Source organism: Cellulosimicrobium sp. Marseille-Q8652 (genome assembly GCF_965112045.1).
This window is the reverse complement of sequence record NZ_CBCOPS010000001.1, coordinates 2,150,002-2,173,940: the sequence shown is the minus strand read 5'-3', so window position 1 is coordinate 2,173,940 and position 23,939 is coordinate 2,150,002. Positions and strand designations below refer to the sequence as shown.

Below are 23,939 nucleotides of genomic sequence, written 5' to 3'. Positions count from 1 at the left end.
CTTTACCCTTACGTGAGGGTAGGGTTGTGCCGTCCACCATCCGGGAGACTGTCCCCATGAGCGAGCCCCGCACCGCCGCACCGCAGCCGACCATGCACATCGGCGCCGTCGCCGACCGGACCGGCCTGTCCCTGCGGACGCTGCGCCACTACGACGAGGTCGGGCTCGTGCGACCTTCGGGCCGGTCCGACGGCGGGTTCCGGCTCTACACGGAGGCCGACGTCGAGCGCCTGCTCCTCGTGCGCCGGATGAAGCCGCTCGGCTTCAGCCTCGAGGAGATGGCGGACCTGCTGGACGTGGCGGACCGTCTGGCCGCGTGCGACGGCGCCCCGGCGTCGGCCGACCCGACGGGCGGGGCGGCCGACGACGAGCTCCGCAGCCGGCTCGCGGCCTACGTGCACGCCGCCGAGGAACGACGTGCGGACCTCGCGCGCAAGCTCTTGTGGGCCGACGAGCTCATCGCGCTCCTGCGCTCGCGCTGATCGTCGACCCGGCGCACGCGGGTCCGCGCACCGTCCCGCTCACCAATCGGCGGGCTTGCTGTCCTTCCCGTCGAGCCAGAGCCGGTCGCTCGCGTCGCTGTGCGCGCCGTCGGTGCCCACGTGCTTCGAGCTGATGCGGTCGCCCTTCGTGATGACGTGCACCATCGCCATGGCGTGCCCGCGCCCGAGCCCGTAGTCGGCGCCGAGCCACTCCACGATCGGCGTCGCCCTGGTGCCGGGGCCGAACCCTTGCTCGTGCGCGCGCTCGACGAGCTCGCGGGGCGTGAGACCGGTCTTCGTCTCGACGGCGTCGAGGTAGGCCTGGAAGGACATCAGCGGTTCTCTTGGATCATCGTGGCGGACGCGTGGACGCACATGACGCGCAGCGTGCCGGTGCCGGTGTTGGTGAAGCCGTGCCAGACGTGCGGCCCGACGACCGCGGTGTCGCCCGCCCGGCCGACGACCCGCTCGTCGCCGACCGTGATCGTCGCCTCGCCCTCGAGGACCGTCCACGTCTCCGAGTACGGGTGCCGGTGCAGGCCGGGACCCTGGCCCGGCTCGTTGGTCACGAGGAAGAACGAGATGCCGGAGCCGTGGTCGACCCCCTCGAAGCGCAGGGTGCGTGAGCCGGTGACGCGGAGGTCCTCGGCGGGGATGACGGCTGCCATGGTGGCCTCCTCTGTCGGGGTGCGTGCGCCCACCGTGCCGCCCCGGGGAACACCTCCGCTACTGTTTCGACGTGCATCGAAAGGTGGTCGAGTTCCGGCTCGCCCCGGACGACGTGTCGGCGATCCGGTTCGGCCTGTCGCCGGGTCACGAGCTCGCGCACGCCGTCCGGGTGCTGGCGCGGCCGGAGCACCACCCGCTCCAGTGGGGCTGGCTGCGCAGCACGCGCCAGCGCGTCCCCCGCGCGCCCTTCGAGCTCCTGCGCCTCGTCGTGGGCGAGGAGGGCTATCTCCCGGACTTCCTCACGTCCGCGCCCGACTGGGACCTGAGCCCGCACGACGAGCTCGACCGGCTGCGGCGCGCCGACCCGGGGCCGATGCGCGTCGACCTCGGCAAGCGCGTGCTCCGCACGTCGGGAGCCGACCGACGCGCCCTGCAGGCCATGGCCGACGACCCCGTGGGGACGCGGGCCGCCGTCGCCGAGGCGTGGGAGGCGTTCTGGGACGCGGCCCTCGGACCGTTCTGGGCGCAGGTCGAGCGGCTGCTGCGCGCCGACATCGGCGTCCGGTCCCGGCGCGTCACGACGCACGGCCTGGGCGCGATGGTCGCGTCGCTCAACGAGGCGGTGACGTGGGGCTCCGACGCGGTCCGCGTCCGTCTCGCGAAGCACGAGGAGGTGCTCGACTGCGCGGGCAGCGGCCTCGTCCTCGTGCCCTCGGTGATGTCGCGGGGGTGCGCCGCGCTGACCGAGAGGCCCGCCCAGCCGACGCTCTTCTACCCTGCCCTCGGCGTCTCGGAGGCGTGGACGACGGCGGGAGCGGACCTCTCCGTCTCCCTCGCCGCGCTGCTCGGCGAGGGGCGGGCGCGCGTCCTGGGCGCCCTGGACGAGCCGATGTCCACGAGCGAGGTCGCCGCCGCCGGCGGCCTCGCGGTCTCGACGGCCTCCCACCACCTCGCCGTGCTGCGCGGCGCGCGCCTCGTCGACTCCCGGCGCGAGGGCACCCGGGTCATGCACGTCCGCACGCCGCTGGGCGAGGCGCTCGTCGGCGGGCTGTCGGACCAGGACCGACGCTAGCCGCGCGGAGCGCTCTCGGCCTCCTCGGGCTCCGGGTCGCTCGGCGCGCCGGACGCGTCGTCGGACTCGACGACGCGCGACGACTCGCCCTCCTCCCCCGCCGCAGGGAGCCCGCGCTCGTCGGGCTCGTAGTAGCGGCCCGTGTACCGCGGCCGCAGGAAGTTCTCCGTCGTGAGGACGGCGTCGACCTGCGCCGGGGTGAGCAGCCCGCGCGCCACGACGACGTCCCGCACCGACGCGCCCGTGCGCGCCGCCTCCGCGCCGACGAGGTCGCCGTTGCGGTGCCCGATGATCTCGTTGAGGTACGTGACGATGCCGATCGAGTCGAGCACGTGCCGCCGGCACACCTCGACGTTCGCCGTGATGCCCGTGACGCACGTGGTGCGCAGCGCCTCGCACGCGTTCGTCAGGAGCCGCAGCGACTCGAACATCGCCTGCGCGAGCACGGGCTCCATGACGTTGAGCTGGAGCTGCCCCGCCTCGGCGGCGTGCGTGATGGTCACGTCGTTGCCCATGACCTTGAAGCACACCTGGTTGACGACCTCGGGGATCACGGGGTTGACCTTGGCGGGCATGATCGACGACCCGGCCTGCAGCTCGGGCAGGTTGATCTCGCCGAGCCCCGCCCGGGGCCCCGACGACAGCAGCCGCAGGTCGTTGCAGATCTTCGAGAGCTTGGCCGCGAGCCGCTTGAGCGCGGAGTGCACGGCCAGGTAGGCGCCGTTGTCGTAGGTCGCCTCGACGAGGTTCTCCGCCGGGACGGTCGCGAGACCGGTCACCTCGGCGAGGCGCCGCGTCGCGACCTTCGGGTACCCGGGCGGCGTGTTGAGCCCCGTGCCGATGGCCGTCGCGCCGAGGTTGACCTCGAGCAGCAGGTCGGCCGCGGCGGCGAGGCGCTTGACCTCCTCGCCGACGTTCACGGAGAACCCCGCGAACTCCTGGCCCAGGCTCATCGGCACGGCGTCCTGGAGCTGCGTCCGTCCCATCTTCAGCACGTCGGCGAACTCCGACGCCTTCTCGTCGAACGCGCGCTCGAGGAGCCGGACCTCGCCCTGGAGCCGCCCGACGAGCACGTGCACCGCGAGCCGGAACCCCGTCGGGTAGGCGTCGTTCGTGGACTGCGACCGGTTCACGTGGTCGTTCGGGTTGATGACGTCGTAGCGCCCCTTGTCGAACCCCGCGAGCTCGAGCGCGAGGTTCGCGACGACCTCGTTGGTGTTCATGTTGACGCTCGTCCCCGCCCCGCCCTGGAAGGCGTCGACGGGGAACTGGTCGAGGCAGCGCCCGTCGACGAGGATCGCGTCGCACGCCGCGACGATCGCGTCCGCGACGTCGCGCTGGATCGTGCGCAGCTCGCGGTTCGCGAGCGCCGCGGCCTTCTTCACCATCACCATGCCGCGGACCATCTCGGGCACGTCGCCGACGGTCGTGCCCGAGATGCGGAAGTTCCGCGTCGCCCGGACGGTGTGGATGCCGTAGTACGCGTCCGCCGGGACCTCGGTCCGGCCGAGCAGGTCCTCCTCGGTCCGCGTCGCGCCAGGTGTCGCCATGCCCCGACCGTAGCGCCGTCCCGGGGCGCCCACCCGCCGTCGGCCGCCCGTCAGCGGTCGCGCGCCGGCGGCTCCACCACCACGTCCACGACCCGGGGGTCGGCCGCCGTGACCTCGTGGACGCCGCCGGTGAAGGTCACGACGGCGCGCGGCGTCGCCTCCCCGGGGACCGCCCGGCGCGCCGTCGTCCCGTGCGCGACGATCGCGCCGCCCGTGAGGTCCCCGAGCGGGTCCGCGGGCGCGACGCCCGCGTGCGCGGCGACCCACACCTCGACGTCGCCCGGCTCGACGACGCGCACGAGCCGCCGGTCGGAGAACGCGAGACGCGCCGTCGGCACCCGGAACCGCACGCGCCGCGACTCGCCGGGCGCGAGCTCGGCCCGCGCGTAGCCGAGCAGCTGCACGACGGGCCGCGGGACGGACCCGAGCACGTCGCGACCGTAGAGCTGCACGACCTCCGTCCCCGCGACGTCGCCCGTGTTCGTCACGGTCACGGCGGCGTCGAACGTGCCGTCGCTCGGCGTCGACCCGTCGACCTGCAGGTCCGCGTACGCGAAGGTCGTGTACGAGAGCCCGAACCCGAAGGGTCGCACGGGCGTCGGGTCGGTCGACGTCACGTCGGACGGCCCGCCGAGGACCGGGTGCAGGTACGTGAACGGCTGCGCGCCCGCGGCCCGCGGGAGCGAGACGGGCAGGCGGCCCGACGGGTTCACGGCACCGGTGAGCACGTCGGCGACCGCGCGGCCGCCCTCCTCGCCGGGGAAGAAGCCCTGCACGACGGCGGCCGGTCGCCGCTCGCCGTCGAGAGCCCAGCCGATCGCGTACGGACGTCCCGTCAGCAGCACGAGCACGACGGGCGTGCCCGTCGCGACGAGCTCGGCGACGAGCGCGCGCTGCACGCCCGGGAGCTCGAGGGTCTCGACGTCGTTGCCCTCGCCGACCGTGCCGCGGCCGAACAGGCCCGCGTCGTCCCCGACGACGACGACCGCGACGTCCGCGCCGCGCACGGCGTCGGCCGCGGCCGCGAAGCCCGACGTGTCGTCGCCGTCGACCGCGCAGCCCGGCGCGTGCACGACGTCCGCGCCCGGCAGCGCGTCGCGCAGCGCGTCGAGGACCGTGGGCAGCTCGATGCCCTGCGGCGTGCCGGGGTGGTGCGCGAGCACGTGGTTGACGAACGAGTAGCAGCCCATGAGCGCCTCGGCGCGGTCGGCGTTGGGCCCGACGACCGCGACCCGCGCGGGAGCCGCACCCTGCGTCCCGGCACGCGTGCCGCCGAGCGGCAGCACGCCGTCGTTCGCGAGCAGCACGAGCGACTCCTGCGCGAGCCGGCGGGCCGTCGCGCGGTGCTCGGGCGGGTCGAGGTCGATGCTCGCGGGCGGTCCGCCGGCGAACACGTCGGGGTCGAGCAGCCCGAGGTCCTCCTTCTGCGCGAGCACGCGCAGCACCGAGCGGTCGACGAGCGCCTCGTCGACGAGCCCGGCCCGGACGCGCTCGGCGAGCGGCTCGAGGTAGGCGTCGCCCGACGGCAGCTCGACGTCGATGCCCGCCTCCAGGGCGAGCGCCGCCGCCTCGCCGCGGTCGGCCGCGACGCGGTGCATGACCTCGAGGAACGCGACGGCGAAGTAGTCGGCGACCACGACGCCGTCGAACCCCCACCGCCCGCGCAGCACGTCGGTGAGGAGCTCGGGGTTCGCGGCGACCGGGACGCCGTCGATCTCCGTGTAGGAGTTCATGACGGACCGCGCACCGCCGTCGCGCACGGCCATCTCGAACGGCGGGAGGAAGACGTCGGCCAGCTCGCGCGGCCCGGCGCTCACGGGCGCGTGGTTGCGGCCGCCGCGCGACGCCGAGTAGCCCGCGAAGTGCTTGAGGGTCGCGTGGACCCCGGCGCCCTGCAGGCCCCGGACGTAGGCCGTGCCCACGGTGCCGACGAGGTACGGGTCCTCCCCGATGCACTCGTCCACGCGACCCCAGCGCGGGTCGCGCACGACGTCGAGCACGGGCGCGAGCGCCTGGTGCACGCCGAGGCGGCGCATGGACGCCCCCGCCTGCGCCGCCATCTCCTCGACGAGGTCCGGGTCGAACGACGCGCCCCACGCGAGCGGCGTCGGGTACGTGGCGGCCTGCCATGCCGCGAGGCCCGTGAGCGACTCCTCGTGGACGATCGCCGGGATGCCGAGGCGCGTCTCGCGCACGAGCCGGCGCTGCTCGGCCCACAGCCACGCCGCGCGCTCCGCCGGCTCGACCGGGCGCGTGCCGTAGACCCGCGTGTAGTGGCCGACGCCGTCCCGCGTGATCTCGGCCAGACGACCCGAGTCCTTCTGGCCCGCGGTCATCTCCGACTGCATCGGGGCGACCGTGCCGTTCTGGTCGATCCAGTAGCCCACGAGCTGGGCGAGCTTCTCCTCGAGCGTCATGCGCGCGTGCAGCGCGCGCACGCGCTCCGAGACCGGGGGCGCCACGGGCGCCGCCGGTGCTGCGGGCGGGCCTGTCCGTGCGGCTGCGGCGAGCGGTGCGGACGGTGCGGGTGCCGTCGGGACGGCAGGGACGACGTCGGTCACGGGACCGTTCTCCTTCGATGGTGCGCTCGTGCGCGAGATGGGGCGGGCCTCAGCCCTTCACGGCGCCGGTGAGGCCGCCGACGATGCGTCGCTCGAACAACGAGAAGAAGACGAGCGCGGGGATCATCGACAGGGACGTGAAGGCGAGCACGCGGGCCGTGTCCACGGAGTACTGGGACGCGAACGCCTGCACGCCGAGGGGCAGCGTGTACGACGTCTCGTCGTTGAGGATGAAGAGGGGCAGCATGTAGCTGTTCCAGCTCGCGACGAAGGCGAGGATGCCGACGGTCACGACGCCCGGCACCGACAGCGGCACGACCATCCGGAAGAAGAACCCGAGCCGGCTCGCGCCGTCGATCGACGCGGCCTCCTCGAGCTCGCGCGGGATGGCGCGCAGGAACGGCACGAGGATGATCACGGTCGTCGGGAGCGCGAACGCGATCTGCGGCAGGACGAGACCGCCGACGCTGTTCATGAGGCCCAGGCTCCGGATCATGATGTACAGCGGCGTGATCGCGACCGTCATGGGGAACATGAGGCCCGCGGCGAACAGCGAGTACATCGCGGCGCGGCCGAAGAACGCGTACCGCGCGAGCACGTAGCTCGCCATGAGCCCGAGGACCACGACGCCGAGCGTCGTGAGCAGGCCCGCGACGACCGAGTTGCCGAGCTGCTGCCAGAACAGCGACCCCGTGAGGACGTCGACGTAGTTCGAGACCTGCCAGGGCGAGGGCAGCCCGGACGGGTCGGCCGTGATCTGCGCGTTCGTGCGGAAGCCGCCGATGACGATGTAGGCGATCGGGGCGAGGCAGAGCCCGACGAACAGGTACGCCGTGACGTACGTGAGAGGGCCGCCCCTGCCCAGGCCGGAACCGCGGGAGGGCTTCGGGGTGGAGGTGCCCGGGGCACGCGCGGGCGTGGGTGCTGCGGTGACGGTGGCCATCACTTCTTCCCTTCCGTGAGCGCGCCCTCGGTGTCGCGGCGCAGGACGAACCGCTGGTAGACGAGCGCCACCGCGAGGGAGATGAGGAACAGCACGACCGCGACCGCGCTGCCGTAGCCGTAGTTCCCGGCGAGCCGGCCGCTCCCCACCATGTAGGTCGCCATGGTCGACGTCCCCGCGGTGGAGGCCACGTACTGGCCCCAGATGATGTAGACGAGGTCGAAGAGCTGGAGCGAGCCGATGATCGACAGGAACGCCCAGATGCGCAGCGTCGGGCCGAGCAGCGGGAGCGTGATGTACCGCTGCGTCTTCCAGTACGACGCGCCGTCGATCGCCGACGCCTCGGACAGCTCGTCCGGGACGCCCTGGAGCCCGGCGAGGAAGAGGATCACGGCGAAGCCGATGTACTTCCACGAGATGATCAGGAGCAGCGTCCAGATCGCGATGTCCGGGTCGGCGAGCCAGTCGGCCGTGAGGAACGACAGGCCGATCTTGTCGAGCAGGTCGTTCACGGCTCCGTTGGTCGCGAGCATGAGGCTGAAGCCCGTCCCGACGATCACCTCGGACACCACGTACGGGACGAACACGAGCACGCGGATGATCGAGCGCCCGCGGATGCGGCGGTTCAGCATGAGCGCGACCGCGACCGCGACCGGGCCCTGCACCACGAGCGACATCACGACGATGAAGGCGTTGTGGCGCAGCGCCGCGAGGAACTCGGCGTCCCGGAAGATGATGAGGTAGTTCTCGAACCCGACGAACTCCGTCGGCGGCCCGAAGCCCTTCCACTTGAAGAAGCCGTAGTACGCCGCCATGAGGACCGGGACGATGACGAACGTGAGGAAGACGACCAGCGCCGGCCCGACGAGCACGGCGATCTCGGTGCGCTGCGCCCAGCGGCTGTTCCGGTTCCGCCGGGCCCGGGCCGCCGGGGGCGGGGTCGGTGCCTGCGCACCGTCCCCGTCCCCGGCCCGGTCCTGGGTCTTCTCCCCGCGTGTCGAGCCGCTCGACGAGGCTGCCTCCTGGGACATGCCCTGGGACACGGTCATGGTGCTGGTTACTCCTTGGCGGCCGCGTCGTTGACGGCCGTGACGATGTCCGCGGCGGTGCCCTGGCCCGCGAGCAGGTTGACCACGGCCGTGTTGAGCGCGTTGCCGATGTTCTGGCCGTAGAGCGTGTCGAGCCAGACCGACACGTACGGAGCCTCGTTGTACGCCTCGAGGATCGACACGAGCGCCGGGTCGGTCACGACGGACTGCGCCTCCGTGCTGGCCGGGAGCGTCTGGAACGCGTCGGCGTAGGCCTCCTGCGACTCCTTCGACAGCGCGAAGTTGAGGAAGTCCGCGCACGCGTCCGGGGCGTCGACCGAGCACGAGTACCCGTCGACGCCACCCATCATCGCGCCGGGCTCGCCCTCTCCGCCGTCGACGGCGGGGAAGGGGAACCACTGCAGGTCGGGCAGCGGCTGCTCGTCCGGCGTGAGCGACGCGATCTGGCCCGGGTTCCACGCGCCCATGAGCTCCATCGCCGCCTGGTGGTTGGCGATCATGCCCGCGGAGGAACCCGCACCCTGCTGGGCCGAGGTGGTGAGGAAGCCCTCGTTGAACGGCTCGGTCGCGGCGAAGTCGGCGAGCGCCTCGCCCGCCTCGGTCCAGCACGGCGCGTCGAACGTGCGGGTCTCGGCCGCCTCGTTCATCGTGTCCTGCGAGCAGTACCGCAGGGCGAAGAAGTAGTACCAGTGCGCGGCGGGCCACGCGTCCTTGGCGCCCAGGGCGATGGGCGCGATGCCGGCCGCCTTGAGCTGGTCGTCCGCCGCCTCGAGCTCCTCGACGGTCGTCGGCGTCCCGGTGATGCCCGCCTGCTCGAACAGGTCCGCGCTGTAGAACATGCCGCCCGGCAGGATCGACACCGGGAGGCCGTAGACCTTGTCGTCCACCGTCATCGCGCTCAGCGAACCGCCGACGGCGGACTCGACGTCGGCGTCGACGAGCTCGGTGAGGTCCTTGACCTGCCCCGCCTCGACGACGTCGGCGAGCTTGCCGCCACCGCGGGCCATGAAGATGTCCGGCGCGTCGCCCGAGTTGAGGGCCGTCTGGAGCTTGCCGTCCATGTCCTCGTTCTGGATGGCCTGGATCTCGATCGTCACGCCGGGGTTGGCCTCCTCGAACGCGGCGACGGTGTCCTCCCAGTACGCCTTGCCCGGGCCGGTGGTCGAGTTGTGCCAGAACGTCATTGCCGTCGAGCCGTCGTCCGCGCCGCCGCCGTCTCCCCCGCCGCACGCGCCGAGGGCGAGCCCTCCGACGACCACGGCGGTCGAGACCGCCAGGAGCTTCCTTGCCTTCATGGGATCCGTCCTCTTCGTCGAGTCGAGACTGCAGGTCCGTCCCTGCACGGTCGGGGACCGTTCCGCCGCACGTCGTCGGCAGCGGGTGCATCCGAGACTGGCAGGCCGCGGACGGTCGTGTCAATCGTTGTCGATAACGGTTTCGAAACATCGCGGTCCGACCGGTGTCGCGACGGACCGGCCCGGCGGGCAGGCGCTAGGGTCATGCCATGCGAGCGTCCGGGCGGGTCACCATCGGCGACGTCGCGCGCACCGCCGGCGTGTCCGTGGCCACCGTCTCGAAGGTCATCAACGACCGGTACGGCGTCGCTCCCGAGACGTCCGCGCGCGTCCACGAGGTCATCGCCGACCTGGGGTACGAGTCGTCGATCGTCGCGCGCAGCCTCCGCAGCCGCCGCACCAACGTCATCGGCATCCTGGTCGCGGAGTTCGAGCCCTTCTCCACGGAGCTCCTCAAGGGCATCTCCGAGGCCGTCGAGGACACCGGCTACGAGCTCCTCGCCTACTCCGGCGGCCTGCGCCGTGACGACCGCGTCGGGTGGGAGCAGCGCTACCTGTCGCGTCTCGCCGGCACCCTCATCGACGGGGCGATCATCGTGACGCCGACCGTGGTCGCCCCGAGCGGCACCGTCCCGGTCGTCGCCGTCGACCCGCACCGCGGACCGTCCGGCGCCCCCACGGTCGACTCGGACAACCTCGCCGGTGCGCGCGCCGCGACCGAGCACCTCCTCGCGCTCGGCCACCGACGCATCGCGTTCCTCGGCGGCCGGCCGGACCTCGAGTCGGCGCGGCTGCGCGAGCAGGGGTACCGCGAGGCGCTCGAGGACGCGGGGATCGCGGTGGACCCCGCGCTGATGCGCGTCGGGGGCTACCGCCCCGACCTCGCCGACTCCCCCGCGCACGAGCTCCTGTCGCTGCCCGACCGGCCGACCGCCGTCTTCGCCGCCAACGACCTGTCGGCCATCCGGACGATGGAGGTCGCGGGCGAGCTCGGCCTGCGCGTGCCCGACGACGTCTCCGTGGTCGGGTTCGACAACGTGCCCGAGTCGGTGCTCGCGAGCCCTCCCCTGACCACGGTCAGCCAGCCCATCCACGAGATGGGCGCCGCGGCGCTGCGCATGCTCGTCGACCTCCTCGAGGGCCGGCCGCGCGACGCCCACCTGCGGCTCCCCACCGATCTCGTGGTCCGCGCGAGCACCCGCGCCCTGTGACGCACCCGGCGCCGTGCGCCGGAATCCTGCACCCCGGGTCGGCGTTATGTCAGGCAGAACCTGTCGAGCCGACCCGAGGAGGTCACATGGTCCAGGCTGCCCGCGGAACCCGTCGCCGCGTCGCCCGTCGCGTCCAGGTCGAGAACGACTTCGGCGAGATCGTCCACTATGTCCGTCACACCGGTGGCGGGCTCGTCTCGCCCCGCGCGCACGTCCCCGAGGAGGTCCCCGTCGGCGAGGGCACGTACGTCGAGGCCGGGGTCCGGGTCGGCCCGGGCTGCCGCGTCGGCGTCGGGAGCTGGCTCGACGAGGACGTGGCCGTCGGTCGCGACGTCACCGTCGGGGACAACGTCCGGATCGGCCCCGGCTGTCGCGTCGGGGACGGCGCGCGGGTCGGGAGCGGCGCACGCGTCGGAGGACGCGTCGTCGTCGAGCCGGGAGCGGTCGTCCTGCCCGACGCGGTGGTCGAGGAGGACGCGACCGTGCGCCGCCGCGGCTCCGGCCGGGCCGCGTGGTCCGTGGCCGCCTGACCTGACGGACCCGGGCCGGCGCACGACAGGGCTGGACGGTCCTGTCCGGACCGGCGCCGGGTGCGTACGATCCGGCGGGTGACGCACCCGCAGCCCGGCCACGTCCCGGGCCCCCGCCCTACGGGCCCCGCCCCCAGCCCCTCGACCCGCGCGCGGTGCTCGACGGCCGGCTGCCGGGCAAGGCGCCCGTCGGCGTCATCGTCGCGATCGCGGTCTCGACGGTGTGCCTGCTGCTCGGCCTCGTGCCCCTGGCCCTGCTCGACGGCGCGTCGTTCGGCGTGAGCCTCGTGCTAGCGCTGCTGCCGCTCGGGGTCTGGCTGCCCGTGGTGCTCGGTCTCGACCGGCTCGAGCCGGAGCCGCCGAGCGCGCTCGTCGTCGCGTTCCTGTGGGGCGCGGGCGTCGCCACGCTCCTCGCGGGGATCGTCAACACGCTCGGCCTCGAGCTCGTCGCGGGCCCGCTCCTCGGCGCGCAGACCGGCTGGTACGCGGTCGCGACGGTCGTCGCGCCGGTCGTCGAGGAGGTCCTCAAGGGCGCCGTGCTGTTCGGGATGCTGTGGTTCCGGCGGCACGAGATCGACGGGTGGACCGACGGCATCATCTACGCGACCGTCGTCGCGCTCGGGTTCGCCGCGGTCGAGAACGTCTCCTACTTCATCACCGCGGCGCAGACGGACGCCCTGGGCCCGACGTTCGTGCTGCGCGCCGTCGTCTCGCCCCTGCTCCACCCGCTCTGCACGGCCCTCACGGGGCTCGGCGTCGCCAGCGCGGCCATGACCGCGCGCGGACCGCGGCGGGTCCTGGCCCCGATCGGTGGGCTCGTCGCGGCGATCGCGCTGCACGCGCTGTGGAACGGGTCGACCGGGTTCGGCCTCCTCGGCCTCGGCTTCGCGTACCTCGTGGGCCTCGGCGTCCTCGCGACGCTGGTGGTCGTCCTCGTGGCCGACCGCCGCCGCACGGTCGCGACGATCGCACGGAACCTCGCGCCGTACGGGGCGACCGGCCTCGTCGGGCCGCCCGACCTCGCGATGCTCTCGACGCTCGCGGCACGGCGCCAGGCCCGCGAGTGGGCCCGCCGCACCGCGGGACCCGGTGCCGCCCGGGCGATGCGCGACTACCAGCAGGCCGCGACCGAGCTCGCCCTGCTGCACGATCGCGTGGCGCGCGGGATCGTCGAGCCCGCGCGCGTGGAGGGCCAGCGGCAGGCGCTGCTCACGCTCATGGCGACGACGCGCGCGGCGTTCCTCGCCCGAGCCCCTCAGGTGTCGGCGCCGGGCGGCGTCCTGATGACGAGGACCGCGTCGACCGACCGGCCGCCGAGCGCCTGGTAGGAGTGCTCGACGTCGGACACCCAGCGCAGCTCGTCGCCCACGCCGATCTCCGCCTCGGCCCCCGACCGGCCGGCGCGCAGGTCCCCGTCCGTGACGAGCAGGTGCTCGACGACGCCCGGACCGTGCGCGGGTGACGTCCGGCGCGCACCCGCGTCGAGATGCAGGTGGTAGACCTCGACGGCGGTGCCGTCGGGCACGTGGTGCGCGTCCAGCAGGCGCGCGGTGACGCCCTCCGAGGAGACCTGCGTGCCGGCGCGCTCCGCGAGGAGCACGGCGAGCGGCACCTGGAGCGCGCCCGCGAGGGCGTAGAGCGTCGCGAGGGTCGGGTTGCGCGAGCCGTGCTCGATCTCCGAGAGCGACCCCTTGCCGATGCCCGCTGCGGCAGCCAGCCCGGACAGCGAGAGGCCCCGCTCGGTCCGCAGCGCCCGGAGCTGTCGCGCGACGGCGTGCGCGACCTCTTCCCGGTCGCGGGACGCGTCCTCGTGGCTCACGCCGTCGAGCCTACCGTTCCGCGGACGGAACACCCGCTGGTAGCGTTCTGTCCGCAGAACGACCGAGGAGACCGCATGGCGTCCGACCGCACCCAGCCCGTCCTCGCCGGGCTCGTCACCGCCCTCGTGGGGTTCACGAGCTCGTTCGCCGTCGTGCTCGCCGGGCTGCGGGCCGTGGGCGCGACGCCCGAGCAGGCGGCGTCCGGGCTGCTCGCGCTGTGCGTCACGCAGGGCGTCGGCATCCTCTGGCTCACGTGGCGCCACCGCGCGCCGATCACGCTCGCGTGGTCCACGCCCGGTGCCGCGCTGCTCGTCTCGACCGGCGCGGTCGCGGGCGGGTGGCCGGCGGCGGTGGGTGCCTTCTGCCTCGTCGGCGTCCTCGTGCTCGTCACCGCCCTCTGGCCGCGGCTCGGCGAGCTCGTCGGCGCCATCCCGAGGTCCGTCGCGCAGGCCATGCTCGCCGGGGTCCTCCTCACGCTGTGCCTCGCTCCGGTGCGCGCGCTCGTGGACCTGCCGCTCCTCGTCGCGCCCGTCGTCGCGGTCTGGCTCGTGCTCCTGCGCCTCGCGCCGCGGTGGGCCGCACCTGCGGCGCTCGTCGTGACGCTCGCGGTCGTCGTCGTCACGGCGTCCGGCGCCGGCACGCTCGGGTGGTCCGACGTCGTCCCACGCCTCGACCTCACCGTGCCGACGCTCTCGTGGCAGGCCGTCGTCGGGATGGCGGTGCCGCTCTACGTCGTGACGATGGCCGCGCAGAACGTGCCGGGCGTCGCGGTGATGGCGTCGTTCGGCTACCGCGTGCCGTGGCGCGAGACCATGACCGTCACGGGTCTCGGGACGCTCGCCGGAGCGCCCGCGGGCGGGCACGCGATCAACCTCGCCGCGATCAGCGCCGCGCTCGCCGCCGGGCCGGAGGCCCACCCCGACGCTCGACGGCGCTGGGTCGCCGCCCACACCGCCGGCTGGGCCTACCTCGTCCTCGCCGTCGCGTCGGCCGGCCTCGCGTCGCTCGTCGCCGCCGCGCCGGCCGGCCTCGTCGAGGCGGCCGCCGGGCTCGCGCTCGTCGGGGCGCTCGGCGGTGCGCTCGCGGGGGCGTTCGCCGAGCCGCGGGGGCGGGAGGCCGCCGTCGTCACGCTGCTCGTCGCCGCCGCGGGCGTGAGCGTCGGCGGCATCGGCGCGGCCTTCTGGGCGATCCTCGCCGGGCTGGCCGTGCACGCCGTGCTGGGAACGCGCCGTCGGGCACCGGCCGAGGTCACCACCCCGCAACCCTCGCCCCCGACGCCGAGGTAGTACCCCCGGAGCGCGCGGTAGTTGCGCGGTGCTACCTCGCGCGAGCGGGGTCGAGCGCGTGCGGGCCGAGCACCGGGAAGTTGTCGCGGAAGAGGTTGCCCGGGTCGACGCGGCGCTTGAGCGCGCGCAGCCTCTCGAGCGTCGCGGGCGGGAACGCGTCCTCGATCCGCTCGGGACGAGGGTCGGTCTCGAAGCTCAGGTACGAGCCCGTGAAGACGTCGGCCAGCGTGTCCCAGCGCGCGTCGAGCCGCGAACGGCTCGCGCCCATCGCGCTCACGGAGAAGTTCGCGGACCGGTGCGCGTACGCCGTCGCGTCCGCGGGAACGTCCGACGCCGCCCCGCCCGTCGAGCGGATCTGGAAGAAGTAGGTGTCGCCGCTCGTGACGAGCCCCGCGAGCCGCGCCGACGCGACGGGCGTGAGGTGCTCGAGCAGGCCCGACCGGGCCACGGGCTCGCCGGAGCCACCGTGCGGTCCGCGCGGCGGTGCCTGCACGACGGCGTCGTACGGCAGGATCTGCGCCGACGCCTGCTGGAGCAGCGGCGCGATCGCGGCGAACGGCTGCAGGCGGGCGAGCACGGTGTCGGGGTCGTCGGAGTCGACCATCGTCATCGTCTGCGCGACCACGGGCTGCCCCGGGCGCGGGCGCCCCATGAGGAGGAAGCTCGTCGTGTCGCGGGGCGACTCCTCGACGGTCGCTCCCCAGCGTTCGAGGAACGTCGCGACCTCGGACGCGTCGTGGACCATCTGGGCGAACCCGACGGCGCCGACCTCGTCCGCGACGAGCTCGAACGACACCACGACGCCGAGGTTCGCCCCCGCCCCGCGCACGCCCCAGAACAGCTCCGGGTTCTCGGTGTCGCTCGCGCGGACCACCGACCCGTCGGCGAGCACCATCTCCACGGCTCGGACGTGGTCGATGGTCAGGCCGTGCGCGCGGCCGAGCCAGCCGATGCCGCCCGCGGTCGCGAGGCCGCCGACCCCGACGCCGCCCGAGTCGCCCGACGTGATGGCCCAACCGTGCGGCGCGAGCGCCGTCGCGACGTCACCCCAGCGCGCGGCGGGACCGAGCCGCACGAGCCGGGTCGCCTCGTCGAGCACCTCGATCCGGTCCAGCGCGCCGAGGTCGACGACGATCCCGCCGTCGTTCGTGGACCGCCCGCTGATCCCGTGCCCGCCGGAGCGGACCGACAGCGGGACCCGCCGCGTGACCTCCTGCTCGCGGGCGAACGCGAGCGCCTCGACGACCTCGCCCGTGTGACGCGGGCGCAGCACGAGGCCCGGCGAGCCGCCGCGCAGGTACGTCGAGCGCACGGCCGCGTGCTGGGCGTCGCCCGGCTCGACGGCCCGCTCGGCGAGCGAGGCGGGGACGTCGTCGTACGCGATCCCGGGTCGGCGCGCCGAGCGCACCGCGACGGGGACGACGCGGCGGGTGTCCGTGCCGGCCGACGCGCGCTCGCGCTCGACCGCCGCGCGGACCGCGGGGACGACGTCCTCGGCGAAGCGGCGCGTCGTGGCCTCGTCGTCGGACGCGAGCACGAGCGTCGAGACGCCCTCGTCGACCACGAGCGGGAGCAGCCGCTCGACCCAGGCCTCGGGCGGCCCCGCGAGGTCGGGCTCGCCCGTGCCACGAGGCAGCGGAGCCCCGTCCTCGAAGGTGCCGGAGACTTTGAGCACGCGCGTGATCTCGCGGGGGTCGCGGCCGACACCGGTGGCCGCGGCGTCGATCGCCGCGTTGCCCGCACGCAGGCCGTCGATCCCGACACGCCCGAACGACGGCAGCCAGCCGTCGGCGACCTCTCCGGTCAGGCGCAGCATGCGGGGACCGAGCGCGCCGACCCACAGCGGGATGCGGCGCGTGGTCGCGGGTCCCGGCTCGGCGCCCTCCAGACGGTGGTGCTCGCCGGGGAGAAGGACACCACCGCGCGGCCCGGCGGGGAGCGCGCGGACGACGTCCTCGCCCCAGACGGCGCGGATCACGTCGACCGCCTCGGCGAGGGCGTCGACGCTCTCCCCCGCGGACAGCCGGGTCACGCCCATCGACCCCATCGCGTCCCAGAACGCACCGGCACCGAGCGCGAGGTCGAGGCGCCCGTCGGAGAGGAGGTCGAGGCTCGCCGCGGCGCGCGCGAGCACGGCCGGCGGGCGCATCGGGACGTTGGCGACGTCCGGCGCGACGTGGATCCGGTCGGTCGCGGACGCGACGTAGGCGAGGAGGGTCCACATGTCGAGGAACCGCGGCTGGTACGGGTGGTCCTGGAAGGTCACGAGGTCGAGACCGAGGTCCTCGGCGAGGACGGCCCGCGCGACCGTCGCGGCGGGGTCGTCGGCGAGCGGCGTGACGAACGTGCCGAACCGCAGCGGGTGGCCGTAGTCGGTCATGCGCGCGCCCCCTCCGGGAGCACGCCGGTGCGGCGAGGACCGCGCTCCGCCGCGACGAGCTCGCGCGCCGCGGGGGCGACCTCCTGACCGACGAGCGCGAGCGTCGTCGGGTCGTCGCCCATGACCACGTAGGTGGAGACGCCGTGCTCGAGGGTCACGGCGGCGAGCTGCTCGGCCCACTGCCGCGGGGAGCCCTGGAGGAAGCCGGCGCCGCCGTCCGCGGTGAAGCGGCCGCCGACGTTCAGCAGGCGACGCACCGCGGAGGGCTCGCGACCGGCCGAGCGCGCGGCGTCGTCGATGGTCGCGTTGCCGCGCGCCAGCGCCTCGAGGCTCTGCAGGTAGGGCAGCGACGGCAGCCAGCCGTCCGCGGTCCGGCCGACGAGACGCAGCATGCGGGGCTTGAGGGCCCCGACCCAGATCTCGACGTCGTGCGCGGGTGCCGGCCCGCGCTTCGCCCCGTCGACGTGGTGGTGCTCCCCGCCGGCGACGAGGCGGTCACGCGTGGACGTGTCCCACAATCCCCGGATCACGTCGATCGCCTCGTCGAGCGCGTCGACGCTCTCCCCCGGCGTCAGCCGCTCGCCGCCCATGGCCACGATCGGGTCCCAGAAGCCGCCGGCGCCCAGGCCCAGTTCCACGCGCCCTCCCGAGAGGCGGTCGAGGCTGGCGACGGAGCGCGCGAGCACGCTCGGCGGGCGCAGGGGCAGGTTGAGGACGTTGCCCGAGAGCCGGACGCGCTCGGTGCGCGCCGCGACCCAGCTCAGGAGCGTCCACGTGTCGAGGAAGCCCGGCTGGTACGGGTGGTCCTGGAACGTCACGAGGTCGAGCCCGACCTGCTCCGAGAGGACGGCGAGCTCGACGACGTCGCGCGGCGACGCGGCCGTGGGGGTGATGAACGAGCCGAAGCGGAGCTCGTGACCGTAGTCCATGCGTCCTCGATCCGGAGATGTGTTGTTGGACAGAACATATCCGTAACAGATAGGTGGTGCAACAGCATTCCCGCGGTACCCTGGATCGCATGTCCACGTCCACCGAGCCGACGACGCACCCGGGCGCACCGCACGACGCTCCGTCCCCCGCGACGACGCCGCAGCGCCACGAGGACCTCGGCTGGCACCTCGGCGTGCTCCTGCGCGCCTACCGGGCCGCCGTCGAGGACGCCCTCGTCGACCTGCCGCACGGCACGCGCGGCTACCAGGTGCTGGTCTCGGTCGTGCAGGGCGACCAGCCGACGCAGCTCGCGCTCGCCGAGTACCACGGCATCGACCGCACGGTCATGACCTACCTCGTCGACGACCTCGTCGCCGCCGGGCTCGTCGAGCGGCAGCAGAACCCCGCGGACCGCCGCGCACGCCGCGTCGTGGCGACCGAGCAGGGCCGCCGCAGGCTCGCCGACCTCGCGATCCAGGTGCACGACGCCGAGGACTCGCTCCTGCGCGCGCTCTCGCCCGAGGAGCGTCAGGCCTTCCGGCTGCTGGTGCGCCGGGTCGCGTGCGACCTGCGCGACGTCGACGCGGGCACGGACCCGTGCGCGGTCGCGGAGGACGAGCTCGCCGGGCCCGGGGCGGCCACCCGCACCGCGAGGTAGCTCCACGGCCTGCCGGCCGCGGCCGGGGCACTCCCTCGCGCGGCCGGGGTACCACCCCGCGCGACCCCGGTACTACCGCGGCAGGGGGTCGGACGCCGTGGGCGAGGCCGCGGCGTCGGCGATCGCGTCGGCGGCCGGCACCTCGCCGTCCCCGTCACCGCGCCCGCGCAGCGGGTAGAGCCAGAAGCACCCGAACGCGAGCGCCGCGAGCACCACGGGGACGGCGCCCAGGAGGAGCCGCACGCCCGTCGCCACCTCGGGCGCCTGCGTCGCGGCACCCTCGACGTACCCGCTCGCGCCGAGCACGGCCGCGACGAGCACCGCCTGCACGATCACCGAGCCGCGCACGACGAAGCCGTTGGCGCCGAAGTACATGCCCTCGCGCCGCAGCCCCGTCCGGCGCTCGTCGTCGTCGATGACCTGGGCCAGCGCGACCTCGAGCACCTGCATGAGCCCGGCGACCCCGACGCCCACCGCGAGGCCTGCGAGCGCGGCCCCGAGCACGGTGGTCGGGACGAGGTACAGCGTCGTCGCGACCCCGTACACCGCGACCACCCAGAGCATCGCCGTGCGCGGCCCGACGCGTCGGACGACCCACGACCAGCCCAGGATCGACGGGATCGCCGCGACGAAGATCGGGGCGAGGAGGAGCGTCGCGTCGGCCTCGGCCCCGCCGAGCACGTGCCGCACGTAGAACGGCACGGCGGCGAGGACGATCGCCGTCGTGCTCTGGAGCAGGAGCGAGCCGAGCACGTAGGTGACGAACGCACGGTTCGCGAACGTGTACCGGAGCTGGTCCCGCAGGCCCACCCCGGCCTCGCGCTCGCGCACCGCGGCCTCGTCCACCGGGCGCTCGACCATCCCGACGAGCGACCAGCCGAAGAACCCGAGGCTCACGACCGCGAGCGCGACGGCCATCCACGTCCAGCCGAGCGTCCCGTACAGCAGGGGCGCGCCCGCCGTGCCGAGGATCATGCCGACGAGGCCGAAGACCTGGCGCGGGACGTTGCCCCGCGCGCGCTCCGTGGTCGTGCGGAAGATCTCGGGGAACAGCGCCGAGACGTTGAGGACGACGACGACGTACGCGACGTCGTAGACCGCGACGACGACGAGGAACCACGCGACGAGCCCCGCCGGCCCGAACGGCGGCGGCACCCACACGAGGGCGAACGCCACGACGAGCGGCACGACGCCCAGCCCGATCCACGGCACGCGGCGGCCCCAGCGCGTGCGCCGCCGGTCGGACGCGGCACCGACGAGCGGGTTGAGCAGCGCGTTGAGGATCCCGTGCGCGACCATCGCGCCCGCGACCCAGCCGGCGGGGACCCCGAGGTGGTCGACGTAGAAGTAGACGACGAACGCCGAGAACGTCTGCAGCAGGAGGTTCGCCGGGAACGCGGACGCGCCGTACGCGAGCCGCTGGGCGCGCGTCGGGGGCCCGACGAGCCGACGGTCCCGCACCGCGGCGAGCAGGCCCGGGCCCGACGCCACGAGGTCCCGCGAGGCCGGAGGCCCGTCCGGGGAGGTGCTCACCGCTCGCCCCGCTGCACCGCGCGCAGGTCGCGCCACCCCACCCGCACGATCCCCTCCGCGGCGATCAGCGCGGCCACGTCCGGGTCCGCGAGCAGGCGACGCTCGAAGCCCCGTTTGGGCACGCCGTAGTCCGCGACCTCGGCGAGCTCGTCGTCGTCGAGCATCGGATGGAGGTAGATCTCGGTCACCCCCGCGGGCACGCGGCGCAGGATGTCGAGGAACCCGGCCTTGACCTCCGCGTAGTCCTCCTCGCCCGGCGTCCCCTCGCCCGCGAGCGCGAACGGGTGCGTCCACAGGCGGTCCGGCAGGACGACGCCCAGGGCGTCCGCCGCGGCGGTCGCCTCGTCGAGGACGGGCTGCAGGTCGCCCGGGGGCAGGACCATCCCCTCGGTCGACCGCGGGAGCCGGAACGGCAGACCGTGCCGCGCCGCGAGCCCGAGGACCTGGGTCAGGAACGTGCGGCCCGTCTCGAGGCCGTAGACCGAGCCCATGTGGTTGTCGAGGTGGGAGACGTCGACCCCCGCCGCGAGAGCGGCCTCGACCTGTGCCGCGAGCTCGGCCGCCACGTCCTCGTCGCGCGCCTGCCGCTCGACCGTCGCGACGTCGGCCGGGAAGTAGCCCGCGGCGTCGACCAGGGACGTCCCGGTCCCCGTGAGCGGGCGCCACCGGTAGCGCGTCCACTCGCTCGTGAGGACGAGGTGGACGCCGACGTCGGTCTGCGGGTTCGCGGCGGCGAACGCGAGCGCGTCGGGCGCCCACGCGCACGGGACCATGACCGTCGCGGAGTCGACGTGCCCGGCGAGCAGCAGGTCCTGGACGGCGCGGTTCGCGGCCCGGCACATGCCGAAGTCGTCGGCGTTGAGGATGATCGCGCGGGCCCGGGGGTCGAGACCGAGCCGCGACGTGAGCGCCGTGGTCACGACGCGGCCTCTGTGTCGACGTCGTCGGCGCGAGCCTCGTCGCCCGGGGTCTCGCCGGCGGCGACCGCGGCGCGGACCACGTCGTCGCGCAGCGCCTCGCTCGCCGCCCCCGCCGCGCCCACGACCACGGCGTCCGTGCCGAGGTTCGACGGGACCACCCGAAGACCGAGCACGCCGATGCGCTCCGCGAGGAACCGCGTCACGCGCTCGGCGATCGGCGCACGTGCCGCCTGGTCGGTGAGGACGAACAGCTCGGGCTCGACGACGAGCGCGACCGTCCCCGCGACGATCGAGATGCGCTCCGCGACGAGGTCGAGCACATCGCCCGCCGCGACGTCCCCCCGCTCGGCGCGGTCGACGACGTCGCGGACCGTCACGTCCTCCGGCAGCCCGTACTCCTTCGCGAGCACCCGGAGCGAGCCCGCCCCGAGCACCTCGGAACCGAGAGGACGCTCGGGGTGCGGGAGGAACGAGATCTCGCCCGCGCCGCCCGCGGCGCCACGGTGCAGCCGCCCGTCGACCACGATCCCGGCGCCGAACCCCCCACCGAGGCCGAGCACCACGAACGTGCGCACACCGACCGCGACCCCGTCGCGCTGCTCGGCCAGGGCGGCGACGTTGAGGTCGTTCTCGAGCTGCACCGGGCAGCCGAGCGCGTCGACGAACGCGTCGTGGAGGGTCGTGCCGCCCTTCTCGTAGCCGGGGACGCGGCGGATCGTCGCGAGGTCGTCGCCGACGATCGCGGGCACCGCCGCGACGGCGCGGCTCACCTCGATCCCCGTCTCCCGGCCCAGGCGCGCCGCGACGTCGGCGACGCAGCCGCGGCCCAGCTCGGCGGCCGCGCGCGCTCGTGCCGTGGGCGACGCGGGCACGTCCCGGCGCTCCGCCCTGGCCCGAACCGTGCCCGTGACGTCGACGAGAGCCACGCGCACCCGGTCGCGCGCGACGTCGACCCCGAGCCCGAGCCCGAAGGCGTGGTCGTGGTCGACGCGGTACCGGGTCGCCGCGGGGCCGCGACGCTCGTGGTCCAGACCGGCCTCCGCCACGACGCCCGTCGTGACGAGCGCGCGCAGCGTCTGCGTGACGGCGCTGCGCGGGAGCCCGGTGGCCGCCGCCACGTCCGGACGCGTGAGCGCGTCCTCCCGGCGGAGCACGTCGAGCACCGCCCGGGCGTTGAGCGTGCGCACGTGCGCGGGGGAACCTGCGGGCAGCGTGTCCATCTGGTCTCCGTCGAACAGTCGGTGGGCCGGGAAGCAGCGCGGTCGGTCGGGGACCCCGACCTCTCGGGAGGGTAGCGATCCGCCGGGACGGTTGTCGACGGCACCCACCCGTCCTGTGGAACCGGTACCACGGCGGCACGCCCCGATGGCGGCCCCGGCGCCCCGCACGGGTACGGTGACCGAGTGATCCGCCGAGCCCTCGCCCGCGCCTACTGGGCCGTGAGCCGCTGGACCCTCCGCTCGCAGCCGTACGACACGCGGCGCCCGACGCTCCTCATCGGCGCCCCGCACACGTCGAACTGGGACTTCGTCCTCATGCTCGCGATCGCCTGGGCCACGGGCGTGCGCTTCCGCTGGCTCGGCAAGCACTCGCTGTTCGCCGGGCCTGCCGGACCGGTCATGCGCGCGCTCGGCGGCATCCCGGTGGACCGCCGCGACCCGAGCCGCGTCGTGGCCGACGTCGTCGCGCGGCTCGCCGCCGGAGAGGTCTTCTCGCTCGTGGTGACGCCCGAGGGCACGCGCGGCGCGGGCACGTACTGGAAGTCCGGCTTCTACCGCATCGCGCGCGACGCCGGGCTGCCGGTGACGCTCGGGTACGTCGACCGCACGACGATGACCACCGGCCTCGGCCCGACGATCGAGCTCACCGGCGACGTGCGCGCCGACATGGACGTCGTGCGCGCGTTCTACGCGGACAAGTCCGGGCTGCGCCCGGCGTCGCGCACCGAGCCGCGCCTGCGCGAGGAGGACGCCCCCGCGGGCTGAGCGGTCCGCCGTGCCGCCGGTCCGTGAGCGGTCCGCACCGCCCGTCCGGGGTACGTGATCACCACACGATTTCGTCCACCGGCCGCGCCGCCCACGTCGACGACCCCCTCCGGAGGGCGCTCGAAACGGCGCTGTCCCGGCGGAGCGGACGTGCTCGTACGGGGATCCCCGTAGCCGCGTAGCGGTCCGCCCCGACGTTGAGCCGGTGCCGACGCGTGCCTACCGTTCGTCGGGTCAACGGCCGACGGCACGGACTCCCTGCGGTGTCGGCCCACCCCGAACCAGAGAGCGAGTCCCCATGAGAAGGCTCCGCGCGGCCCTCGTCGCCGCGATCCTCGGCGCGACGGCGATCGTCGCCCCCGTCGTCGTCGCACCGTCCGCCTCCGCCCACGGCTGGATCACCTCCCCGCCGAGCCGCCAGGACCACTGCGCGAAGGGCACCACGTCGTTCGACTGCGGGTCCATCGAGTACGAGCCGCAGAGCGTCGAGGCGCCCAAGGGCTCGACGCTGTGCTCGGGCGGCAGCGGCTACGCGATCCTCGACGACGCGAGCAAGCCCTGGCCGCGGACGACCACCGGCAGCACGGTGACGTTCCAGTGGAACCTCACCGCGAACCACGCGACGAGCGTGTGGGAGTACTTCGTCGACGGCAAGCTGTTCAAGACGTTCGACGGCGGCGGGGTGCAGCCCCCGAAGGACATCTCGCACACCCTGACCGGGCTGCCGCAGGGCAACCACACGATCCTCGCGCGCTGGAACGTGTCGAACACGGTCAACGCGTTCTACAACTGCGTCGACCTCACCGTGACGGCGGGCGGGACGAACCCCGGCGAGCCGGACCCCGAGCCCACCGACCCGCCGACCGACCCCGAGCCGGGCGAGTGCACCGACGCCGCGTGGTCCGCGTCCGCGGTCTACACCGGCGGGGCGAAGATCTCCTACGGCGGCAACGTCTACGAGGCCAAGTGGTGGACGCAGAACAACGTCCCGGGCACCGAGCAGTGGGGCCCGTGGAAGCTCGTCGGCGTCTGCTGACGACGACCTGACGACCACGCCGACGGCGT

Annotated in this window: 22 protein-coding genes; 9 read left to right on the top strand and 13 right to left on the bottom strand. The window is 74.4% G+C overall.

Translation table 11 applies throughout. The features are described from left to right. Nucleotides 1-56 precede the first annotated feature (56 nt). Nucleotides 57-482 carry a MerR family transcriptional regulator gene (locus ACWPWV_RS09650; protein ID WP_454042706.1) on the top strand — a complete coding sequence of 142 codons (426 nt, stop codon included), beginning with the start codon at nucleotides 57-59 and terminating at the stop codon, nucleotides 480-482. 39 nt (nucleotides 483-521) lie between these two features. Here ACWPWV_RS09650 and ACWPWV_RS09645 read toward each other — a convergent pair whose 3' ends face one another. Next, nucleotides 522-815, bottom strand: a complete 294-nt coding sequence (locus ACWPWV_RS09645; protein WP_454042705.1) for a DUF4287 domain-containing protein — start codon at nucleotides 813-815, stop codon at nucleotides 522-524. Continuing rightward, the gene (locus tag ACWPWV_RS09640; protein ID WP_454042704.1) at nucleotides 815-1,150 is read right to left on the bottom strand and encodes a cupin domain-containing protein; all 336 of its coding nucleotides are present in this window, start codon (nucleotides 1,148-1,150) and stop codon (nucleotides 815-817) included. Before ACWPWV_RS09640 ends, ACWPWV_RS09645 begins: the two co-directional genes overlap by 1 nt. Nucleotides 1,151-1,221: 71 nt before the next feature. Between ACWPWV_RS09640 and ACWPWV_RS09635 the strand changes: the two genes are divergently transcribed. Beyond that, on the top strand, nucleotides 1,222-2,223 hold the full coding sequence (locus ACWPWV_RS09635) for a DUF5937 family protein (RefSeq protein ID WP_454042703.1): 1,002 nt from the start codon (nucleotides 1,222-1,224) through the stop codon (nucleotides 2,221-2,223). Here ACWPWV_RS09635 and aspA read toward each other — a convergent pair. The 5 genes from aspA to ACWPWV_RS09610 form a co-directional block, all read right to left on the bottom strand. Then, nucleotides 2,220-3,773, bottom strand: a complete 1,554-nt coding sequence (gene aspA, locus ACWPWV_RS09630; RefSeq protein ID WP_454042702.1) for an aspartate ammonia-lyase — start codon at nucleotides 3,771-3,773, stop codon at nucleotides 2,220-2,222. The two genes, ACWPWV_RS09635 and aspA, sit on opposite strands and share 4 nt — an antisense overlap. Before the next feature lie 50 nt (nucleotides 3,774-3,823). After that, on the bottom strand, nucleotides 3,824-6,235 hold the full coding sequence (locus tag ACWPWV_RS09625; protein ID WP_454042844.1) for a beta-xylosidase/alpha-l-arabinosidase: 2,412 nt from the start codon (nucleotides 6,233-6,235) through the stop codon (nucleotides 3,824-3,826). A gap of 148 nt (nucleotides 6,236-6,383) precedes the next feature. Beyond that, on the bottom strand, nucleotides 6,384-7,277 hold the full coding sequence (locus ACWPWV_RS09620) for a carbohydrate ABC transporter permease (protein ID WP_454042701.1): 894 nt from the start codon (nucleotides 7,275-7,277) through the stop codon (nucleotides 6,384-6,386). Continuing rightward, nucleotides 7,277-8,326 (bottom strand): carbohydrate ABC transporter permease, encoded by a 1,050-nt coding sequence (locus tag ACWPWV_RS09615; RefSeq protein ID WP_454042700.1) that lies wholly within the window; start codon nucleotides 8,324-8,326, stop codon nucleotides 7,277-7,279. The genes ACWPWV_RS09620 and ACWPWV_RS09615 overlap by 1 nt, the downstream gene beginning before the upstream one ends. A gap of 8 nt (nucleotides 8,327-8,334) precedes the next feature. Beyond that, the gene (locus ACWPWV_RS09610; protein ID WP_454042699.1) at nucleotides 8,335-9,621 is read right to left on the bottom strand and encodes an extracellular solute-binding protein; all 1,287 of its coding nucleotides are present in this window, start codon (nucleotides 9,619-9,621) and stop codon (nucleotides 8,335-8,337) included. A 209-nt stretch (nucleotides 9,622-9,830) separates the two neighbouring features. Between ACWPWV_RS09610 and ACWPWV_RS09605 the strand changes: the two genes are divergently transcribed. The 3 genes from ACWPWV_RS09605 (at nucleotide 9,831) to ACWPWV_RS09595 (ending at nucleotide 12,690) form a co-directional block, all read left to right on the top strand. Continuing rightward, complete coding sequence (locus ACWPWV_RS09605) at nucleotides 9,831-10,832, top strand: LacI family DNA-binding transcriptional regulator (protein ID WP_454042698.1); 1,002 nt, start codon at nucleotides 9,831-9,833, stop codon at nucleotides 10,830-10,832. Nucleotides 10,833-10,918: 86 nt separating this feature from the next. Continuing rightward, nucleotides 10,919-11,362: a transferase gene (locus tag ACWPWV_RS09600; RefSeq protein ID WP_454042697.1), complete on the top strand. Its 444-nt coding sequence runs from the start codon at nucleotides 10,919-10,921 to the stop codon at nucleotides 11,360-11,362. A 155-nt stretch (nucleotides 11,363-11,517) separates the two neighbouring features. Continuing rightward, nucleotides 11,518-12,690 (top strand): PrsW family intramembrane metalloprotease, encoded by a 1,173-nt coding sequence (locus ACWPWV_RS09595; protein ID WP_454042696.1) that lies wholly within the window; start codon nucleotides 11,518-11,520, stop codon nucleotides 12,688-12,690. Here ACWPWV_RS09595 and ACWPWV_RS09590 read toward each other — a convergent pair. Next, nucleotides 12,618-13,181 (bottom strand): helix-turn-helix domain-containing protein, encoded by a 564-nt coding sequence (locus ACWPWV_RS09590; RefSeq protein ID WP_454042695.1) that lies wholly within the window; start codon nucleotides 13,179-13,181, stop codon nucleotides 12,618-12,620. The genes ACWPWV_RS09595 and ACWPWV_RS09590 overlap by 73 nt on opposite strands. A gap of 75 nt (nucleotides 13,182-13,256) precedes the next feature. Between ACWPWV_RS09590 and ACWPWV_RS09585 the strand changes: the two genes are divergently transcribed. Continuing rightward, nucleotides 13,257-14,468 (top strand): benzoate/H(+) symporter BenE family transporter, encoded by a 1,212-nt coding sequence (locus ACWPWV_RS09585; protein ID WP_454042694.1) that lies wholly within the window; start codon nucleotides 13,257-13,259, stop codon nucleotides 14,466-14,468. A 31-nt stretch (nucleotides 14,469-14,499) separates the two neighbouring features. On the opposite strand, the gene ACWPWV_RS09580 is transcribed toward ACWPWV_RS09585, so the two are convergent. Together ACWPWV_RS09580 and ACWPWV_RS09575 are read right to left on the bottom strand one after the other, a co-directional pair. Next, nucleotides 14,500-16,848 carry an LLM class flavin-dependent oxidoreductase gene (locus ACWPWV_RS09580; protein ID WP_454042693.1) on the bottom strand — a complete coding sequence of 783 codons (2,349 nt, stop codon included), beginning with the start codon at nucleotides 16,846-16,848 and terminating at the stop codon, nucleotides 14,500-14,502. After that, nucleotides 16,845-17,777: an LLM class flavin-dependent oxidoreductase gene (locus tag ACWPWV_RS09575; RefSeq protein ID WP_454042692.1), complete on the bottom strand. Its 933-nt coding sequence runs from the start codon at nucleotides 17,775-17,777 to the stop codon at nucleotides 16,845-16,847. Before ACWPWV_RS09575 ends, ACWPWV_RS09580 begins: the two co-directional genes overlap by 4 nt. A gap of 89 nt (nucleotides 17,778-17,866) precedes the next feature. Between ACWPWV_RS09575 and ACWPWV_RS09570 the strand changes: the two genes are divergently transcribed. Further along, complete coding sequence (locus ACWPWV_RS09570; RefSeq protein WP_454042691.1) at nucleotides 17,867-18,436, top strand: MarR family winged helix-turn-helix transcriptional regulator; 570 nt, start codon at nucleotides 17,867-17,869, stop codon at nucleotides 18,434-18,436. Between the two features lie 72 nt (nucleotides 18,437-18,508). Here the strand turns inward: ACWPWV_RS09570 and ACWPWV_RS09565 are convergent, their stop codons facing one another. From ACWPWV_RS09565 to ACWPWV_RS09555, 3 genes are read right to left on the bottom strand one after another with little or no spacing between them, the layout of a single operon-like run. Continuing rightward, the gene (locus ACWPWV_RS09565) at nucleotides 18,509-19,969 is read right to left on the bottom strand and encodes an MFS transporter (protein ID WP_454042690.1); all 1,461 of its coding nucleotides are present in this window, start codon (nucleotides 19,967-19,969) and stop codon (nucleotides 18,509-18,511) included. After that, on the bottom strand, nucleotides 19,966-20,889 hold the full coding sequence (locus ACWPWV_RS09560; RefSeq protein WP_454042689.1) for a polysaccharide deacetylase family protein: 924 nt from the start codon (nucleotides 20,887-20,889) through the stop codon (nucleotides 19,966-19,968). Before ACWPWV_RS09560 ends, ACWPWV_RS09565 begins: the two co-directional genes overlap by 4 nt. Then, a complete protein-coding gene (locus tag ACWPWV_RS09555; protein WP_454042688.1) occupies nucleotides 20,886-22,109 on the bottom strand; it encodes an ROK family protein in 1,224 nt (407 codons plus the stop codon). Before ACWPWV_RS09555 ends, ACWPWV_RS09560 begins: the two co-directional genes overlap by 4 nt. A gap of 183 nt (nucleotides 22,110-22,292) precedes the next feature. Between ACWPWV_RS09555 and ACWPWV_RS09550 the strand changes: the two genes are divergently transcribed. Further along, nucleotides 22,293-22,874 (top strand): 1-acyl-sn-glycerol-3-phosphate acyltransferase, encoded by a 582-nt coding sequence (locus tag ACWPWV_RS09550; RefSeq protein WP_454042687.1) that lies wholly within the window; start codon nucleotides 22,293-22,295, stop codon nucleotides 22,872-22,874. A 298-nt stretch (nucleotides 22,875-23,172) separates the two neighbouring features. Next, entirely contained in the window at nucleotides 23,173-23,910 is a 738-nt protein-coding gene (locus ACWPWV_RS09545; protein ID WP_454042686.1) for a lytic polysaccharide monooxygenase, read from the top strand. Nucleotides 23,911-23,939 lie beyond the last annotated feature (29 nt).

Coding starts and splice junctions, on each gene's coding strand:
- ACWPWV_RS09575 (WP_454042692.1), bottom strand. CDS start 17,777: ATGGACTACGGTCACGAGCTCCGCTTCGGCTCGTTCATCACCCCCACG.
- ACWPWV_RS09555 (WP_454042688.1), bottom strand. CDS start 22,109: ATGGACACGCTGCCCGCAGGTTCCCCCGCGCACGTGCGCACGCTCAAC.
- ACWPWV_RS09615 (WP_454042700.1), bottom strand. CDS start 8,326: ATGACCGTGTCCCAGGGCATGTCCCAGGAGGCAGCCTCGTCGAGCGGC.
- ACWPWV_RS09570 (WP_454042691.1), top strand. CDS start 17,867: ATGTCCACGTCCACCGAGCCGACGACGCACCCGGGCGCACCGCACGAC.
- ACWPWV_RS09620 (WP_454042701.1), bottom strand. CDS start 7,277: ATGGCCACCGTCACCGCAGCACCCACGCCCGCGCGTGCCCCGGGCACC.
- ACWPWV_RS09580 (WP_454042693.1), bottom strand. CDS start 16,848: ATGACCGACTACGGCCACCCGCTGCGGTTCGGCACGTTCGTCACGCCG.
- ACWPWV_RS09545 (WP_454042686.1), top strand. CDS start 23,173: ATGAGAAGGCTCCGCGCGGCCCTCGTCGCCGCGATCCTCGGCGCGACG.
- ACWPWV_RS09600 (WP_454042697.1), top strand. CDS start 10,919: ATGGTCCAGGCTGCCCGCGGAACCCGTCGCCGCGTCGCCCGTCGCGTC.
- ACWPWV_RS09645 (WP_454042705.1), bottom strand. CDS start 815: ATGTCCTTCCAGGCCTACCTCGACGCCGTCGAGACGAAGACCGGTCTC.
- ACWPWV_RS09650 (WP_454042706.1), top strand. CDS start 57: ATGAGCGAGCCCCGCACCGCCGCACCGCAGCCGACCATGCACATCGGC.
- ACWPWV_RS09610 (WP_454042699.1), bottom strand. CDS start 9,621: ATGAAGGCAAGGAAGCTCCTGGCGGTCTCGACCGCCGTGGTCGTCGGA.
- ACWPWV_RS09640 (WP_454042704.1), bottom strand. CDS start 1,150: ATGGCAGCCGTCATCCCCGCCGAGGACCTCCGCGTCACCGGCTCACGC.
- aspA (WP_454042702.1), bottom strand. CDS start 3,773: ATGGCGACACCTGGCGCGACGCGGACCGAGGAGGACCTGCTCGGCCGG.
- ACWPWV_RS09605 (WP_454042698.1), top strand. CDS start 9,831: ATGCGAGCGTCCGGGCGGGTCACCATCGGCGACGTCGCGCGCACCGCC.
- ACWPWV_RS09585 (WP_454042694.1), top strand. CDS start 13,257: ATGGCGTCCGACCGCACCCAGCCCGTCCTCGCCGGGCTCGTCACCGCC.